This window comes from Nocardia sp. CA-120079 (assembly GCF_050955745.1).
Lineage (GTDB): Bacteria > Actinomycetota > Actinomycetes > Mycobacteriales > Mycobacteriaceae > Nocardia.
Genome location: NZ_CP192088.1, coordinates 9,476,245 through 9,492,854, shown reverse-complemented (window position 1 = coordinate 9,492,854; position 16,610 = coordinate 9,476,245). Strand labels below are relative to the sequence as shown.

Annotated in this window: 16 protein-coding genes; 3 read left to right on the top strand and 13 right to left on the bottom strand. The window is 65.7% G+C overall.

From position 1 onward, the window contains the following. Both ACQPYR_RS42765 and ACQPYR_RS42760 read right to left on the bottom strand, forming a co-directional pair. Complete coding sequence (locus ACQPYR_RS42765; RefSeq protein ID WP_433625847.1) at positions 1–768, bottom strand: SDR family NAD(P)-dependent oxidoreductase; 768 nt, start codon at positions 766–768, stop codon at positions 1–3. Then, a complete protein-coding gene (locus ACQPYR_RS42760; protein ID WP_433625844.1) occupies positions 752–1,540 on the bottom strand; it encodes a 2OG-Fe(II) oxygenase family protein in 789 nt (262 codons plus the stop codon). Before ACQPYR_RS42760 ends, ACQPYR_RS42765 begins: the two co-directional genes overlap by 17 nt. Positions 1,541–1,650: 110 nt before the next feature. On the opposite strand from ACQPYR_RS42760, the gene ACQPYR_RS42755 reads away from it, so the two are divergent. Continuing rightward, positions 1,651–2,244 (top strand): GDSL-type esterase/lipase family protein, encoded by a 594-nt coding sequence (locus ACQPYR_RS42755; RefSeq protein ID WP_433625842.1) that lies wholly within the window; start codon positions 1,651–1,653, stop codon positions 2,242–2,244. A 226-nt stretch (positions 2,245–2,470) separates the two neighbouring features. Here ACQPYR_RS42755 and ACQPYR_RS42750 read toward each other — a convergent pair whose 3' ends face one another. Continuing rightward, entirely contained in the window at positions 2,471–3,886 is a 1,416-nt protein-coding gene (locus ACQPYR_RS42750) for an ABC1 kinase family protein (protein WP_433625839.1), read from the bottom strand. Between the two features lie 177 nt (positions 3,887–4,063). Here ACQPYR_RS42750 and ACQPYR_RS42745 point away from each other — a divergent pair, with 177 nt between their 5' ends. Together ACQPYR_RS42745 and ACQPYR_RS42740 are read left to right on the top strand one after the other, a co-directional pair. Next, entirely contained in the window at positions 4,064–4,843 is a 780-nt protein-coding gene (locus ACQPYR_RS42745) for a GntR family transcriptional regulator (RefSeq protein WP_433625836.1), read from the top strand. Positions 4,844–5,058: 215 nt separating this feature from the next. After that, on the top strand, positions 5,059–6,009 hold the full coding sequence (locus ACQPYR_RS42740) for an oxidoreductase (protein WP_433625833.1): 951 nt from the start codon (positions 5,059–5,061) through the stop codon (positions 6,007–6,009). A gap of 154 nt (positions 6,010–6,163) precedes the next feature. Here the strand turns inward: ACQPYR_RS42740 and ACQPYR_RS42735 are convergent, their stop codons facing one another. The 10 genes from ACQPYR_RS42735 to ACQPYR_RS42690 all read right to left on the bottom strand — a co-directional run bounded on the left by ACQPYR_RS42735 (position 6,164) and on the right by ACQPYR_RS42690 (position 16,546). After that, the gene (locus ACQPYR_RS42735) at positions 6,164–6,337 is read right to left on the bottom strand and encodes a hypothetical protein (protein ID WP_433625831.1); all 174 of its coding nucleotides are present in this window, start codon (positions 6,335–6,337) and stop codon (positions 6,164–6,166) included. A 142-nt stretch (positions 6,338–6,479) separates the two neighbouring features. Next, the gene (locus tag ACQPYR_RS42730; RefSeq protein ID WP_433625829.1) at positions 6,480–7,604 is read right to left on the bottom strand and encodes an NAD(P)H-dependent flavin oxidoreductase; all 1,125 of its coding nucleotides are present in this window, start codon (positions 7,602–7,604) and stop codon (positions 6,480–6,482) included. Between the two features lie 217 nt (positions 7,605–7,821). Then, positions 7,822–8,565: a class I SAM-dependent methyltransferase gene (locus tag ACQPYR_RS42725; protein ID WP_433625826.1), complete on the bottom strand. Its 744-nt coding sequence runs from the start codon at positions 8,563–8,565 to the stop codon at positions 7,822–7,824. A 53-nt stretch (positions 8,566–8,618) separates the two neighbouring features. After that, positions 8,619–9,974 carry a WS/DGAT/MGAT family O-acyltransferase gene (locus tag ACQPYR_RS42720; protein ID WP_433625823.1) on the bottom strand — a complete coding sequence of 452 codons (1,356 nt, stop codon included), beginning with the start codon at positions 9,972–9,974 and terminating at the stop codon, positions 8,619–8,621. Between the two features lie 144 nt (positions 9,975–10,118). Further along, a complete protein-coding gene (locus ACQPYR_RS42715; RefSeq protein WP_433625820.1) occupies positions 10,119–10,766 on the bottom strand; it encodes a methyltransferase domain-containing protein in 648 nt (215 codons plus the stop codon). A gap of 26 nt (positions 10,767–10,792) precedes the next feature. Further along, positions 10,793–10,993, bottom strand: a complete 201-nt coding sequence (locus ACQPYR_RS42710) for a hypothetical protein (RefSeq protein WP_433625817.1) — start codon at positions 10,991–10,993, stop codon at positions 10,793–10,795. A 100-nt stretch (positions 10,994–11,093) separates the two neighbouring features. Further along, positions 11,094–12,023, bottom strand: a complete 930-nt coding sequence (locus ACQPYR_RS42705; RefSeq protein WP_433625815.1) for a DMT family transporter — start codon at positions 12,021–12,023, stop codon at positions 11,094–11,096. Positions 12,024–12,204: 181 nt separating this feature from the next. Then, positions 12,205–13,866, bottom strand: coding sequence for a cutinase family protein (locus ACQPYR_RS42700; RefSeq protein ID WP_433625813.1), 1,662 nt, complete (start codon positions 13,864–13,866; stop codon positions 12,205–12,207). 221 nt (positions 13,867–14,087) lie between these two features. Further along, positions 14,088–15,956 carry an alpha/beta fold hydrolase gene (locus tag ACQPYR_RS42695; protein WP_433625810.1) on the bottom strand — a complete coding sequence of 623 codons (1,869 nt, stop codon included), beginning with the start codon at positions 15,954–15,956 and terminating at the stop codon, positions 14,088–14,090. After that, complete coding sequence (locus ACQPYR_RS42690; protein ID WP_433625807.1) at positions 15,956–16,546, bottom strand: TetR/AcrR family transcriptional regulator; 591 nt, start codon at positions 16,544–16,546, stop codon at positions 15,956–15,958. Before ACQPYR_RS42690 ends, ACQPYR_RS42695 begins: the two co-directional genes overlap by 1 nt. Positions 16,547–16,610 lie beyond the last annotated feature (64 nt).

Sequence of the window (16,610 nt, the reverse complement as noted above, 5' to 3'; positions counted from 1 at the left end):
TCAGCGGGCGTCCGCTCCGACCGTGTGACGCCCGCCCCCGGCCGCCACTCCGACGGTGAAGACTTCGCCGCTCATCTCGCCTCGGTCGAGCTCGACAATGGCTCGCACCACCTGTTCGGTGGGCACCGTCGCGGGAAAATCAGCGGGCGCGACGGCATTGGCCCGCACCCCGAACTCCTCGAATTCGGCCGCGATATGCCGGGTCAGGTGGTTGAGCGCCGCCTTGGACGCCGCGTAGAGCGCCTGTCCGCCGGGGTACACCCGCGAGCCCGCAATGCTGGAGACATTCACGATATTGCGATTGCGCGCCCGGTTCTCGTCTCCGGCATGCACCCAGCTCCGCTGCGCCAACCGAGCCGACAAACGCAGCGGCACACCGACATTGAGCGTGAAATGCGGCTCGAATTCGTCCAGCGCGGCATCGCCGTCGACGATGCCGCGCGGCTGGAATCGGCTGTGCGCGGCATTGTTGACCAGCAGATCGATCTGCCCGAAGCGGGCAAGCGCGATATCGACGACGCGCTCGACTTCACCCGCTTCGGCCAGGTCGGCCTTGATCACGAAGATCCGCGAATCGTTCTCCGGCACCGGTATTTCCGGTTCGAAAGGGTCGACGAACCATTCGAGCTGTGACGGTGCGGCCGGGGTGCGACTGCGGCAGACCGCGATGATGTCGTAGTCGGTGTACAGACCCCGGCAGAAGGTGTCACCGAGGACACCTCCGGCTCCGGTGAGCAGGCATACCCGGCGTTCAGTGCCACTGCGCAATGCTGTCTCCTCCCCAGCGCCGCACCACGTCTTCCTTCGGCCGGTGCAGCCACATCACCACGCTATTGCGCGCGGCGGCGTTGTCGCCGACGAACGTGTGCCATGAGCGCGGTGTGCACTCGAACAGCAGCAGCGAGTTGTCCAGTGGCGGAATCGTAAGTGCGGGAACCGGATTCGCGCCGATATGGGCATACAGCGCGGTCTCGCCGCCAGCGCCCGGCTGCCAGTCCGGATTGCCGAAATAGAACAGCACCGCGACGGCGCGCACCGTCTCCCGCCCGAAGACCTCCGGCGTCCGCGGGCCGGTCTTCAGATCGACCTCCGGATCCACGGTCCTGATCTCGCCCGGCTCGGGTGCCGAACCCTTGAACCAGGCCGGATTCAGATCATTGTGCGGTGACCCCGACGGACTACCCGGCCGATGATGGTGCACCGACCCTTCGACATCACCGGTCGTCGCCACCCCCGCCACCCGTGCGATCAGGTCATGCCATTCCCGTGAAAGGAACAGCGCCAACGGACCGTCCCGCAGTCCTGCCAGCGAGGCCCCGACCGCACCGTAATCCGGCGCCACCGCCCCGAACGCCTCGGGCCGCTCCCGGCGCACCCGCGCAAGCTCATCGGCCAGCCGCCCGTAGAACTCGGGCACGAACACATCCCTGGCATAGATATGCGGAAACGGTTCGACCCGGCGAATCCAGCGCCGATGCGCGAACAAATCCGTGAACCACGACGGTGCCGCGGCCACTGCGGATTCGGCTACCCCTGTCAACTTCAATCCCTCCCGAATGACCACAGCGATCCTAACGGGCACGACCTGAATCCGTCCCCCGGGCGATAGCCGGGTCCTGGTCCACGGCGAGTAATTGCGAAGATCACCGGGTGTGGAAAGACCTACGCGTGTGCTTCATCGGTGATTCCTTCGTCGCGGGTGTCGGCGACCCGCAGTGCCTCGGCTGGGTCGGCCGCCTGGCCGCTCGGACGTATGCGAACGGCCAGCCGCTCACCTCGTACAACCTGGGTGTGCGGAGGCAGACCTCGACCGAGATCCTCGGCCGCTGGCAGACCGAATGCGCGCCCCGATTTCCGGATGGCTCCGATGCCCGCATGGTCGTCTCGTTCGGCGTCAACGACACCACGTTCATCGACGGACGGCCCCGAGTCGAACCCGAGCAATCGGCGGCCAATCTGTCCGAACTGCTCACCCAGGCTGCCGAGCTTCCGGTCCTGGTCGTCGCGCCGCCGCCCATCGATGACACCGAGCAGAACGCCAGGACCGCCGCGCTCGACGAACATTTCGCCGAAATCTGTGCTGCAGCAGAGATCCCGTACGCGCGCATCCATCAACCGCTGCGCGACAGCGCGGTGTGGATGCGCGAGGTGCGCGCGGGTGACGGCGCGCATCCCGGCGCGGCCGGTTACGAAGAATTGGCCGCGCTCATCCATCCGTACTGGCGAGAGTGGTTGGCGCGGTGAATAATCCGGCGAATACCTGGCGCTCCGGTGGCGATGCGCCGATCAAGCGATGATCGGCTCCGCCCATCGCCGAGAAATCATCGCCGAGCAAGGGGCCGCGAAGGAACGCCGCAAGTTCGTCGACGCGCGAATATCCCCGGCTCGCGAGCTAACCGACGAAACTGTCTGAGACGTAATGTCGCGATAGCTCGGTCCGGAGCGTCCGAGCAGGTCAGCGCGATTGTGTTCAGCCGACGGACATCCGGCGCGCATCAGCTTCGGCACGCTTGCGCCGAGCCACCGCCAGATCGACCGGCGCCGCGCCCTCCTCGACGGGCCGAGTGACCAACTCGTGCAATGTCGGATGCCAGCGCCCCACCTCGTCGCGGAACGAGCCCTCGGTCTCCAACTGACCGATCGCACCGATCAGTGTCAGCATCGATCGGGCGAACGGCGTGAACCGCGCGGGCATGGTGCCCTGACGCAGGGCATTCGACAGCCGCGGATTCGTCACGCGCAGTACCTGTTTGCGCAGCCAGCGCATGGTGAACCGGTAGTTCGCGTGCTGGAAGGGTTCGATGCACGGCGCGACCACATGGAACAGATCCTCGGCATCGAGCACCCGGCCCGGTTCGCAGAAGCCGTGCCTGCGTGCCGCCGCCTCCAATTCCGCAGGGCCGCCGTTGAACAGCGCATCGCAGTAGTCGAAGGCGAATTCCTCGAAACCCTCGGTCGGCCACGGTGTGCAGGCCCCGAAGTCGACGACGCCGAGTCGCCCATCCGGCAGCACCCGGAAATTGCCGGGATGCGGATCGCCGTAGAGCAGACCGCTGCGGATCCAACTGGAGGCCATGAACCGAATCAGCTGCATGCCGGCCCGATCCCGTTCCGCGCGCGTACCGGTGGCGATGACACGCGGCAGCGGCGTGCCGTCCAGCCATTCGGTGACGAGCACATCGCCGCGCTGTTCGATCACCCGCGGAATGTAGAAATCCGGATCATCGGCGTAGGCCGCCGCGAAGACCCGCTGAGATTCGGCCTCGGCCGCATAGTCGAGTTCGTCGAGCACACAGGCGCAGATCGCCTCGGTCACGCCTTTGACATCCGCACCGGGCACGAAAACCGTTGCCAGCATGGAGATCCGGCGCAGCTGATCCAGCTCGTTCGCGACCGCCTGCCTACCGCCGGGATACATCACCTTCACCGCGACCGGCGTACCGTCGCGCCATACCGCGCGATGCACCTGGCCGAGCGAGGCCGCGGCCGCGCGCCGATCGTCGAATTCCCGGAAATGCCAACGCCAGTTCTCCCCCATGCTGGCTTCCATCGCCGCGTGCACGGAGCGAGGGAGCATCGCGGGCGCGGAATCCTGTAGCCGACTCAGCGCGATCTTGTACGGCGCGGCGAGATCCGGCGGCAGTGCGAGTTCGTAAATGGCAAGCAGCTGACCGAGTTTGGCGGCACAGCCCTTCAGCTCGCCGAGTACCTCGAACATGTGCTGTGCGGTGCGCATCTGGATTTCGCGATTGACCTCACCGGCTGGTCGGCCCAGCGCGCGCTTACCAACGCCCGCGGCCTGCCTGCCCGCGAAAGCGACCGGCAGCGCCGCTAATTTCGCATTGCGAACCGCCGTGCGAACAGGAGGTTTACCATTCGACCTCATCGCGAAAATGCGTGCACGTCTAGTCGTCGAACTCTCGGCCGATCGACCCTCGCCACGCGGAATTGTCATGACTCACCTCACACTGCACGCTGACAAGTGTTACACAGGTGCAGTCTCGCACAGGAGCGCATAGACTGTCTGGGACGTATCGGAACCGAGTCGAAAGGTGGCATCTCGATGGGATCCCAAACGGTAGTCGCCGACGTTGCCGATGAGCTGGCACGCCGGGTTGCCGCGGGGGAATATCAGCCGGGGGAGTTGATGCCGTCGGTCCGTCAGGTCGCGGAAGAGTTCGATATGAACCGCGCGACCGCGCAGTTGACCCTCGGTCGGCTGGAATCGTACGGATTCGTCGAGGCGCGACGCGGCAAGGGGTTCACGATCCGCGATGTCCGTGAGGCGGGTGGCATCGACGTGTATCGGCACCTGTTCCGGTTCTCGGTTCCGATGCCGGATGTGGCGATCGAGATGTTCCACGACATCGTCGAGGTGGAGCGCGGCATCGTCATGGAGGCGCTGCTCGCCTACACCAGCAGTGAGCAGGAGATCGACCCGGCCGAACTCAAGGCCGCGATCGACGAACTGGAATCGCTTGCCCGACAGGATGTTCCCGACTTCCGACAGATCCTTGCCATCGAGGTCGGCCTGGTCCGCCGACTGCTCACCGCACTCGGGCTGAGCATGCAGCGCGCGATCATGAACTCCATCGGCGAGATGGTGCTCGAGGTACCCGAGGCCGTCGAGGCCTTCTTCGCGGGTGCGGCGGATCTGCATGTTTTGGTATGGCGTGCGCTGGTCGCGGTGTGGGATTCCGGTTCCGGCCCGTCCGATGCGCAACTCGCGCTGTTCGAGGATTTGTTCGGGCTGTATCACGACAAGGTGATCGCCCGATTCGAGGAATTGCTCGATGTCGGGGCCGAGGGCCACGAGGATGCGGAGCACGCGGCGACTGCGTGACCGCCGTAGATGCTTCGGAATCCACTGTCTCGGTCATCGCCGGCTCCCCCGTCGCTCAAATCCGCTCGGGGGCTGCGGAGTTGTGATCGTCAGGCAGGATCGCGACGGTGGACCGTCTGTCTGAGACCGTACTGGCGTGTCCAGAACTGGCCATGCTCAGGTCAGGTCTTTGGTGGCATCGTCGGGATCTGCGCTCGAAAAACCAGGAGTTCTCTGTGACCTCGGTACCAATCCTGCCGCGCCGCTGGACCATTGCGGATATCGCGGATCAATCCGGCAAGACCGTCGTGGTCACCGGTGCCAATAGCGGCCTAGGCCTGCGCACCGCCGAGGCATTGGCGGGCAAAGGCGCGCGCGTGCTGCTGGCCTGCCGCAATCCGCAGAAGGCCGCGACGGCACTGGATGCGGTCACCACGGTGGCCACCGGGCCCGAACCCGAAGTGCTGCAGCTGGATCTGGCCGATCTGGCCTCGGTCGCGCGGGCGGCCGCGCAGATCAACGACACCATCGATCGGATCGATCTGCTGATCAACAATGCGGGCGTGATGGCGGTGCCGCGCGCACGCACGGTCGACGGATTCGACGCCCAATTCGGCACGAATCACCTCGGGCACTTCGCATTCACCGCCGGCGTACTGCCCGCACTCCTGCGCGCCGAACGGCCGCGCGTGGTGACCGTTTCGTCGGTGGCCGCGTGGGTCGGCGTGATCAATTGGCTCGACCCGAATTGGCAGCGGCTCTATCTGCGTTGGCCGGCCTACAGTCAGTCCAAACTGGCGAATCTACTGTTCACCGCCGAACTCGAGCGCCGGGCCAGCGCGGCCGGTTCCGGCCTGCGCGCGGTGGCCGCGCATCCCGGAGTGTCGGCGACCCATCTCTACGACCGCGACGGTGAGAAGGGTGTGGGCGGCGTCTTGGCGGCGATCCCGCAGGCGATCCTGTTCGCGCTGGCCCAGTCCGATCACATGGGCGCATTGCCGCAGCTGTACGCCGCCACGGTTCCGGAGATACGCGGAAACTCCTATGTGGGACCAGGTTTCGAGTTCGCCGGATATCCGCGGCGGACACTGCGCAATCCGCTTGCCTACCGTCGCTCGACCGCGCGCAAACTGTGGCAGCTCAGCGAGCAGTTGACCGGTGTGCGTTACGACTTCTCACTGAGCTAGTGCCCCGTCCGGATAGGTTGCCCCGCATAAGGTCCGGCTCGCTCGCCGAGCGCAGTCGAAACGATGCACGACACGCCCAGCGGCACCGCCATATGACTGCGCTCGACGGATCTCGATTACCTCAGACCTAGCTGGACGCGGCACTGGCTTGATATCAACGCGGTGCCGCGGCGAAGGCGGCGAGGACCAGCGAGCTCACGATCGCGACGGCAAGTACGGCCAGCACCACCAGATTTCGCCGTTGCGGCAGATCGGCATGTACCAGATTCGGACATTCCGGCTCATTATGTCCGCGACTTCCGCACCGAGGGTTGGTGCAGGGATACATGCCGACCTCCCAAGACTGACGCGAGCGCTCGCACCGTAGCAATGCGAATCATCTGTATACCGCGTGCGCCGACGAACGGCTACCCAGCCACGGGAGGACGAAAACGCCGCCCCGAACGGTCGGGGCGGCGTCGAAGAGCCTGTTACAGGGCGCTATTGAGCTTGTTCAGGCGGTCGCAAGCCTCCACGTATTCGTTGATCAGCCGGGCGATCACGTCGGCGGAGCGCTCCACCTTGTTCATCATGCCGACGACCTGACCGACCGGATTGAAGTTCACGTCCTTGGCAGCCTCCGGATAGCGGTGCCCGCGCTTGACGCCGTCGAGGGCCACCATCATCTGCAGCGGCATGGGCAGCGGATCCGGATTCTCCGGCGCCTCCCAGGCCTCGGTCCAGTCGTTCTTCAGCATGCGGCACGGCTTACCGGTCCAGGACCGCGAGCGCACGGTGTCCTGGCTGGTGGCGTCGATGTAGGTCTGCATCTGTGCGGGTGGCACATTCGCCTCCTCGACGGTCAGCCACAGCGAGCCGGTCCACGCACCCGCCGCACCCATCGCCATGGCCGCGGCGACCTGACGACCGTTGCCGATACCGCCGGCGGCCAGCAGCGGCATATCGCCGATGGCATCGACCACCTGCGGCCACAGCACCATCGAGGAGATCTCACCGCAATGCCCGCCGCCCTCGGTGCCCTGGCAGACAACGAAATCCAGGCCCGCGCGCTTGTGGTTGAGCGCATGCTTCACCGAACCGCACAGTGCGCCGATGAGCCGTCCGGAGCCCTGGATCTGCTCGACCACATCCGGCGGCGGGGTGCCGAGGGCATTGGCGACCAGCTTGGCCTTGGGATGGCGCAGGATCACCTCGATCTGTGGTGCGACAGTGGTCGCGGTCCAGCCGAGAAGTTGGTTGTGGCGCTCCCCGTCGGGCAGATGCGGGACATTGTGGTCGTTGAGAAGCTTCTCCGCGAAGTCCCGGTGCCCCTGCGGAACCAGTTCCGCCAGTTTGGCTTCCAGCTCTTCGGGGGTCAGGTCATCGATGCCCTTGCCCTCGTACTTCGACGGGATGACGAGGTCGACGCCGTACACGCCGTGCACATGGTCGTCGAGCCAGGCCAGTTCGACTTCCAATTCCTCGGCGGTGAAGCCCACCGCACCGAGCACGCCGAGTCCGCCGGCATTGCTGACCGCGGCCGCCACATCTCGGCAATGGGTGAAGGCGAAGATGGGGAATTCGATCCCCAGCCGGTCGCAGATTTCGGTACGCATGGCGTGCTGGTCTCCCTACTTGCTCAGCAGCCGGATCACAACGGCTGACGAGTGCTGGAACGGGTTGCATATTTGGTCACCGGCCCGCGCTGCCGATTCGGCCGACTGCCGCAGATATCGCCATGACGCGGCGGTGGCTTCGTCGACAGGCGCGGACGCCTGACATCGAATGTAACACGTTCTAGTTTTCTCGGGGTAGCCGTTCCGCCCGACCGGATCAGAGTTCGGCGGTGACGAGCCGGTAGCCCAGGTCGAGGTGGGATTTGTCGAGCAGCTCGGCATACCGGGTGGACCACGCGTCGGTGGCGAGATCGGCGCGGAGTCGGTTCAGTCCGTCCCGTAGTAGTGCTGCCGGTGTCATCGCCAGCATCGACATTCCCGCGCGCACGGTTTCTTCCAGATACGCCTCGGGTCGCCGCCAGTACGCGCCGCCGAAACCGTCGACGCAGTCGTGCGGGACCGGGATCGGGGTGATCGATGCGTCACCGAGGAGGTCGGTGAGGCGCGGGAGTGGGACGGCCAGGCGCGCATCGGTATCGGCCGCGGCGGGCAGATAGTCACGGACCAGCCAGAATTCGCGGTAGACGGTGTGGTCCCAGGTGAGGATGACGATGCGGCGGCGCGCGATCCGTTTCAGCTCGGCGATGCCGCGATCGAGGTCGGTCCAGTGGTGCACGGTCAGGATGGCCAGGGCCGCGTCGACGGCATCGGCGTGGATCGGCAGCTGTTCGGCGACCGCCTGTACCGCGGGTGCGGCGGCGGGTGGACGTTGCGCGATCATCACCTCGCTCGGCTCGACCGCGATCACGGTGCCGGTCGGTTCGTAGGATCCGCTGCCCGCACCGATATTGGCGATCGAGACCATGCCACCTACCGCGTCATCGATGACCGCGGCGATACGGGGATCCGGTTGCCTGGTCCGCGCGTAGGTCTGCCCGGTGTGGTTGTAAAGAGTCATCATCGCCCCCGTCGCCTGCTTCAGCTTATCGACTGGCGACGTGGGCGATTCGACGGTCAGCAGGCTGACTGTTCCAGTTCGGCCAGCGAATTCTCCAGGTGGTCGAGCAGGCTCTGCAGTCGCGGCACGCTGCGGCGGCAGCCCACGAGCCCGAAGTCCAGACTGTCGACATTGGTGGTGAGGGTGATATTGACGGCCTGCCCGTCGAACGGAATCGACATCGGGTACGAGGCGTCCAGACGGGCGCCGTTCCAGTACTGCGGTTCCTTCGGGCCCGGGACGTTCGAGATGACGATATTGAACGGCGGATTCGTGAACGACAGCATGCGGGGCAGCAGGGTCAGGGCCAGCGGGCTGAGCATCAACCCGGATAGCGCCATGGTCTGGATGGGCGAGAGCGAGTTGTAGACCTCTTTGCTGCGGCGCATCGATTCGCTCACCACGCGCAGCCGTTCGATCGGATCGGCGATATCGGTGCCGAGATTGCACAGGATCGCACCGACCTTCACGCCACTGGCTTCGGCATCGTCCTCATCGGCCCGCAGCGAGACCGGAACCATGGCGATCAACGGCTTATCGGGCAGCGCATTCTGTTCGATCAGATACGCGCGCAACGCACCGGCCGACATCGCGAGCACCACATCGTTGACGGTCGTGCCGGTCGCCTTCTTGACCTGCTTGACCCGCTCCAGCGGCCAGGACCGGACCGCGCACCGGCGGGCGCCGCCGATCGGCACATTGAACATCGAGCGCGGCGCCTCGAAGGGCATGGTCAACTGTTGCTGCACCAATGCGGCGCGCGCGACCCGCAGCGCGGCGGGCCCGGAATTGGCCGCCGACAAGAGATTTCGCGCGAGCCCGCCCAGCAGCGAGCCCGACGGCTCGGTCTTGCGCTTGGACCGAGGCAGGTTCCACGGCACGCGTGTTTCGCTCGCCGTGGGATCGTTGGTGAGCGTTCGTTGCAGCACTCGCTGCGCGGTGACGCCATCGATCAGCGCGTGATGCATCTTCGAGTACAGCGCGAAGCGGCCGTCGTTCAAGCCCTCCACCACGTGGATTTCCCATAGCGGACGGTGCCGGTCGAGCAGGGTGCTGTGCAGGTCGGAGGCGAGTTCGAGCAGTTGAGCGAAGCTGCCGGGACTCGGCAGCGCCGATCGACGCAGATGGTAGCCGAGTTCGACGTTCTCGTCCTGGGTCCACGCCAGCTGCGGTGCGCCGAGCCAGGTTGCCGGGCGCTTGCGGAAGGTTGGGTGGAATTCGTTGTCCGCCAACAACTTCTCGTGGGTCAGCCGCGCGAAATCGGGCCCGGCGTCCTCCGGTGCCTCGAATAGTTGTAGCGAACCGACGTGCATCGGATGCTCGCGAGATTCGGCGAGCAGAAATACGGCATCGATCGGAGAAATGAGCTCCATGGTCTGTCGCCCCCTGACGACGGTGTGGTGCTGAGGTCTTGGTGAAAAAGGAAACGACCACGATGTCGATAAGGGCCCGCACAGCCATGTCCCCTGCGCGGTGTCCCCAACCTTACTGAAAGGTGCGGATTCGCGTTCGCCGAATCAGCGATCCTTGACCAGGAGCAAGTACGCCTGGCGGCCCCGCTCGCCGGGATCCGGTTCCCGGACCAACCGGGCGATCGGCGTGAAACCGGCCTGCTCGGCCAGCGTGGCGAGCCGATCCGGTGACCATCGGTAGGCGGTAATCACCTTGTGGTCGAACGGTTCCGGATCCTGGGCATCGGGTGCCTGGAAGAACGCGAGCAATGCGTGCCCTCCCGACTCGAGTACCCGATGAAACTCCGCCAACACAGCGGGCATTCGTTCGGGCGGCAGATGGATGATCGAGTACCACACGAGAATTCCCGCGAGAGTGGCGTCATCGATATCGAGGTGCTCGAGCGAGCCCTCCTCGAAGTCGAGTGTCGGATACTGAGCCCGCGCCAATTCGAGCAGCCGCGGTGACAGGTCGATCCCGAAGACATCCAGGCCGAGCCCGGACAGGTGCGCGGTCATTCGGCCTTCACCGCACCCGAGGTCGGCCACTCGACCGTTGTGCACCAGTTCCGCGAATACGCCGAGCATGGCGCGGTCGAACGGCTGTGTTGCCAGATGATCTTCGGCGAATTCGGCGTAGCGGATCGCGTTCTCGTCATAGGCGGCGCGGGTGTGCGCCACGTCCGCGGGATCGGTTCGACTGTTCGCTGTCACCCGGACATCATGCCCTCCTGTCACCTTCATCGAGTCGCGCCGCGACGCTGAATTTCATCGCCGAGCCCCTGGGGGATCAAGCCGATGGCCAGGAGGGCCTTGCTGATCCATTGGCTGTTCGGCCGCCGCCACTCGGGAATCTGCTCGGCGCTGCGGCGCGAACGCTTGCGGCCGAGTTGGATGCGGGCTCGGCGGCAGCCGGGTTCACCGATCTGCGGGCCGCGCATGCGCTGGTGTTCCAGGTTCGATCCCGAAGGCGTGACTGATCGATCTCGCCGGTCGGGTGGGTCGGCGGCGCCGGTCTGGCCTTCAGCGCGCGCCGGATGCTCAGGACTGGGCAACCGGCGTCGCGGCCGGTTCCTCTGCGGTGCGGGGGCGGGCGGTGCCGAGGATCGAGCCGAGGATGACCAGTGGGAAGCCGATGCCCGTGCCGATGGTCAGCGGTTCGTCCAGCAGGGTGACGCCGAGCAGGATGGCCACCGCGGGATTGATGTAGGTGATGACCGTGGCGCGGGCCGGGCCGACCTCGCTGATCAGCGCGAAGAACACCAGGAAAGCCGCGGCCGTGCAGATTGCGGCCAGCCCGAACACCGACCACGACGCGTCGGCGGTGAAATGTGTCGGCCGGCGGAGTGCGGCCAACGGTGTGTAGATCACCGCGGCCAGAATCAGTGACCCGGTGACAACACCGAGCGGTGGCAGATCAGCGAGTGCGCGGTTGATGATGATCGGGCCGATGGCGTAACCGATGGTGGTCAGCCCGATGGCGCCGATGGCGGCGGGCTGTGTCAGATCGATATCGAAGCCGACCAGCGCGGCGACCCCCGCGAATCCGATGATCAGGCCGGTAGTACGGCGCGCGTCGAAGCGATCGTGTGCGAAGGAGTACCTGGGCCACACTTTTGCGCCGAGACCCTGAATCGGTTTGGACAGGATCACCACTCCGACCAGCGGAACCGCGGCGATCAGCAGCCCGACGGTCGAGCTGTTCAACGTGGTTTCCGCGTATCCGATCAGAAACCAGGGTCCGGTGATCTCGACCAGCGTGTACAGCAGCAGCGGGCGCCAACGCCGGAACACCGGGGCGAGTGTCTTGGTGTATAGCGCGATCGGCAGCAGGATCAGCGCGCCCAGGAAGGTCCGGCCGAATGCCACCGCGATCGGGTCGAAATCCTCGACCGCGATCCGGATCATCGCGTAGGGCACGCCCCAGATGACGCCCATCGCCAAGAACAGCACCCACCCGCGCTGCGTCATCGTTTCACCATCTCGCCCCTGCTCGCTTCCGATCGAATCGGAGCCTATACGAATACATCCCATCACGGGATGGTTGGAGCGAGCGATGAATTCGGCGATCAGGTCTCGGACGTCGGCGTAGGCCCGCGACGGTGCCGGCCGTGCGCGCTATCGCCGTTGCGGATCTGCGCTCCTGACCGGATCAGGAGTGACTCGACCCGCCGGCGGTGGTGGTCGGTGCCGTGGATTGCGTTGTGGTGGTGGGTTCGGTGGTGGTCGGCTTCGGGGGTTGGGTGGTCGTGGTGGTCGAAGCCGGTGGTGTCGTCACCGCCGGTGTGCTCGGCGGCGGCGCGGTGGTGGTCGTGGTCGTGGTCGTCGGCTTGCTGTTGACTTCCGTCTTCGCGGGGGCGGTGGTGGTGGTCGGTGACGTGGTCGCGGTGGTGGTCTTGCTCGGCTCGGGCGTCTTGGTCGTCGAGGTCGCTGCCTGGTAGGCGGCGGCGAGATCGGCCGACTCCGGCTTGGCGGTCGGGTCGACCGGCTGACCCGCCTGGGCCTGCTTCGCCAGATGGGTGAGCCAGGCCGCCGCGTACTCGGCGGATGTCAGCGGCTTACCGTTGTTAGGGTCGGCATCGCGCCAGTAGTCGAAGTGGTGACCGGTCGCATTGGGGCCGAGTGTCTGCTGGTAGGGGTCGCTCATGATCACCGGGATGGTGTTCTGGTTCGTCACGATGAGACCGATGATTTCGTTGAACACCTTCTGCGGCAGATAGGCCAGCGGCGACATCTGATTGGTCGAGATCGCTTCCGCCTTGGCCGGAGTCTGCGACGCCTGTCCCGGCTTGTATTCCGGATCCGAAACCCTCAGCAGCACTTGCAGAAACGTCTCATCGCTCTGCATCCAGTTCGGCTGCGACTGGATGTCCGCGAATGCCGCCAACGCGATTCGGCCGAGGACAACGGCGACGTCCTGTCCGGTCGCGGGGGTGAGCCCGTCGCGTTCCAGTGCATCGACATTCAACTGCCGACCCACATTCACCACCAACTGCAGCAGTGAAATGTTCTGCGGCGCCGAGCACGTGAGGTCGCCATCGGAGCAGAAAGACGCGATCTTGCCGTTCAGCGCACCGAAGTCACCGCTGGTGCCGGGCAGTGCGCCCTGGCCCGACGTGGCTTTCGTGCCGTTCTGATACTTCTGGTCGAACCCGTCGGGGTTGCTGTACGGATCCTTCGAACCCGGGAACGGACCGTCGCCCGCCGAACGTCCGGCATCGGCGAGGATGACGACACCGACGACATCGGCCGGATCGACGATGCCGTAGCCACCATCCTGGTCGGCGCTCTGATGCCCGATCGTCATGGCGACGCGGCGCACCACATCGGCGCCCTCGCTGTAGCCGACGATCGAGAACTTGGTGTCCGGGCAGGCCTGTGAGATTTCCCGCATCACCTGTTCGGTATTCGCGACACCCGCGTTGACGGCGTCCTCGTAGGTGTCCATATTCGCCGGATAGGCGATGTAGACGGCGGCATACGAGCCGGGATCGACATCGTCGGCCGGTGCGTTGACGACCGGATCGACCCATTGGCTGCTGTGATCACCGGACAGCGCGGCGGGCAACGCGTTGCCATTGGCATCGACCAGCATCTTCGTGGTCGCGGCGTCCGGCGTATCCCGACGCCCGGCGACCGAAATGGTCACCATGTCGTGACACTCCGTGACCGACGCCCGCAGACGCGTATCGACGGTTTCGTGCGTCGATGTGAGCGCCACCGAAGCGGCGACAATCGCCGCCACACCCAATGACGCGGGCGCGACGATGGCCGAAGCCATGCGATGGCGCGCGAAGAACTCCCGAAGAGCCATGTCCCGTTCCCCAATCCAAAACCGACAAGTGGACGGACAGGCCCCCCGACAGGCCGTGTGTCTTGAAGGACGTCGGACTCGAGGGCCGAATCGTTACCGCGGGCCGAAAAAAAGTTACGCTCGAGCAAAGTTGTATGTCACTATTTGACGGCCCGCTTGATATAGATACGCCGGTTAACGGCATAATCGACGGGTGGTTCCTCGGTGTCAGCGCCGATCCGCTAACTCATCGGGCACCCTGGGTTTCGCACTTTCCGGGGCCCAGCACCAGCTGTCCTTTCTGGGCTGCTCATCGCATGAAATGGACCGTCGGTTCCGGCAATAGCGCGCGCCAATTCGTCGGGGTGTGTCAGTTGTGGATGATGGGCGGCTCCGTCGATGGTGCTGAATTCCATTCGGGGCGAGAGTGATTCGAGCGAGGCCGGATCGAGCGGGTCCGCACTTCCGGTGATCACGTGGACCGGTCCGGGATATTGCGCGAGCTTAGCGGCGAGTTCGCTGCGCCAGCGTGCGTTCGTCGTTGCGGCGAACAGTGTGGCGACGTTGGCGGCGACCTTCGCGCGACGCAGATCCTGGACGCTCGATTGCAGAACAGCCGCGTGGTCGGTCGAGCCGGTGAGTTCGCCGGACAAGGCCTCCGGGCTCATCCGCCGCAGATACCACCGGGTCAGGGGTGTGGCCCGTGCTGAAAGCCCGGCGCTCGGCTGGAGAAAGAACGGGGCGACCAGCGTGATCGATCCCACCTTGTCCGGATGCTCGGCCGCGGCCTCGACCACCGCGGCGGCGCCGATGGAGTGCCCCACCAGGTGCGCGCCGGGTGATCGTTCGAGCAGTGCCGTGAGCCATGCGTGCCAGTCGCCTCGACCGCCCGCGGACATCCCGAGACCGGGCGAGTCCAGCACTTGGGCGTGGCCGACGGCCGCCGCGACCGGAGCCCAGGTGTCGGCATCGACCGGCAGGCCGGGCAGTATCACGGTGGGCGCGTCGGGCTCGCCGATCCGGAACGTACGGACACCGGCGTATTCGTCGAAAGTCCTTGCGGCACTGCCGGTTGGCGCAGTCCCGAACCGATGTGCGGCGAGATGGTCGGCCCATCGCAGGATCGTGCGTGTGGTGTCGGGCATATCGAGGCCGTGCCTGCGGGCGAGTTCGTGTGCCGAGTCCGTGGGGTACCGGTCGGTGGACAGGAAGGTCAGCGTCTCCGGGTCGGCTTTCGTCAACGACTGCGGTAGGCGCTGCACCAGCGCGACCGGGATGCGTGTGCGCGGCACCGGCACTCGATAGTGCCGCCCGACCTGCGACAGCAGAGTCGGGAGAGCGGGTGTGGCGTCGTCGAGTACCCAGTACGCCGCGGCGGCGGTGGCCGGATCGGTTGGCAGCAGGGTCATGAAGCGGGTCAGGTAGTCGACCGGGATCACCGGCACGAAGGTGCGAGAGTTGCCCGGCAGTGCCGCCGCCGTGCCTTGCCAAATCTCTTTCAAGCTGGTCGCGAGGCCCAGTTGCTGATCGGATTCGCCGGTGTCGCTCGGCCCGATGACGGTGGGCGGGTTGACGATCGACCACGGCACGCCGAATTCATCGGCGGCGGCCTGGAATACCGCATCGCTTTCCACCTTCGACGCCTCATAAGCGCCCAGTAGGCGATGGGTTCGTGCCACCCGCTCCGGGCTCCACGGAACGGCGGTCGGGTCCTGACCGCCGACGCGGTATCCGGAGACATATACGAGCCGGGACAGCTGTGGCAGTCGCGCGGCGAAGGCCACCACCGAGCGGACGCTGTCGACATTGCCGTGCCGCGCCTCGTCCTTCGTCATCCCGAAACGGTAGGCACCGGCGCAGTTGTAGATCTCGGTGACGTCCGCCCACGCCGAATCCTCGCCCTGGACAAAGGGATCGGCGTCGAAGTCGACAATCAGCTCGGCCGCGGCCGTCCGGCGCCCGTGATCGGCCAACCATGCGGCAAGCCGCGTGAACGATTCTCTGCTGCGCACCGCGGCGGTGACGCGGACTCCGGCCTGCTCCAAGGTCAGGATCAAATTACGACCGATAAAGCCGGTGGCGCCGAATACCAGCGCGTGGCGGGTGGTCATCACGCCACCGCCCCCGGCTGGTCGAGCAGGGCCGCCAACAGCCGTGCCGTGCTGTGCAACGGCTCCACATCACGTTTGGCGCGCGCCACGATCACCGCACCCTCGACCGCACTGACCGTCGCCGTGGCCAGCGTGCCCGCGGCCGCCTCCGAACGCCCTGCCGCGACCAGGTATTCACGCACCGGCTCGATCCACGATTCGAACGCCGCCGCACACGCGGCCCGCAGTCGTTCGCTGTGCGCGCCCATCTCCAACGTGACCACCGAAACCGGGCAACCGAGTTGAAAATCGCTGTCCGCGACCAGCCCGGCCAGCACCTCCACAACCCGCCGAATTACTTCCCCCGGCGACGCCCCGGCCCCGGCCGTCTCGTCCAGCAAGCTCCGGAACCGCTCGGCCGCCAACTCGATCGCCTTCTCCCCGAGCTGCTCCTTCCCCTCCGGAAAGTGGAAGTACAACGACCCTTTCGGCGCCCCCGCATGGTCCACAACGGTGTTCAGCCCCGTACCGCTATAACCCCGAGCCTGGATCAACTCCAGCATCGACTCCACCAACTGCCCACTCGTCTGAGCACCCTTGGACGTAACCATGAAGCCAGAATAGACCGGTCTATAGATTTTGCAACCGCGCGTGAACCGTCCTCGTCAACCGCCG

Excerpts from the sequence above, each read along its gene's own strand:
- ACQPYR_RS42725 (WP_433625826.1), bottom strand. The coding sequence starts at position 8,565 with ATGATGACTCTTTACAACCACACCGGGCAGACCTACGCGCGGACCAGG.
- ACQPYR_RS42710 (WP_433625817.1), bottom strand. The coding sequence starts at position 10,993 with ATGCGCGGCCCGCAGATCGGTGAACCCGGCTGCCGCCGAGCCCGCATC.
- ACQPYR_RS42750 (WP_433625839.1), bottom strand. The coding sequence starts at position 3,886 with ATGAGGTCGAATGGTAAACCTCCTGTTCGCACGGCGGTTCGCAATGCG.
- ACQPYR_RS42690 (WP_433625807.1), bottom strand. The coding sequence starts at position 16,546 with ATGGTTACGTCCAAGGGTGCTCAGACGAGTGGGCAGTTGGTGGAGTCG.
- ACQPYR_RS42745 (WP_433625836.1), top strand. The coding sequence starts at position 4,064 with ATGGGATCCCAAACGGTAGTCGCCGACGTTGCCGATGAGCTGGCACGC.
- ACQPYR_RS42705 (WP_433625815.1), bottom strand. The coding sequence starts at position 12,023 with ATGACGCAGCGCGGGTGGGTGCTGTTCTTGGCGATGGGCGTCATCTGG.
- ACQPYR_RS42700 (WP_433625813.1), bottom strand. The coding sequence starts at position 13,866 with ATGGCTCTTCGGGAGTTCTTCGCGCGCCATCGCATGGCTTCGGCCATC.
- ACQPYR_RS42695 (WP_433625810.1), bottom strand. The coding sequence starts at position 15,956 with ATGACCACCCGCCACGCGCTGGTATTCGGCGCCACCGGCTTTATCGGT.
- ACQPYR_RS42720 (WP_433625823.1), bottom strand. The coding sequence starts at position 9,974 with ATGGAGCTCATTTCTCCGATCGATGCCGTATTTCTGCTCGCCGAATCT.
- ACQPYR_RS42730 (WP_433625829.1), bottom strand. The coding sequence starts at position 7,604 with ATGCGTACCGAAATCTGCGACCGGCTGGGGATCGAATTCCCCATCTTC.
- ACQPYR_RS42735 (WP_433625831.1), bottom strand. The coding sequence starts at position 6,337 with ATGTATCCCTGCACCAACCCTCGGTGCGGAAGTCGCGGACATAATGAG.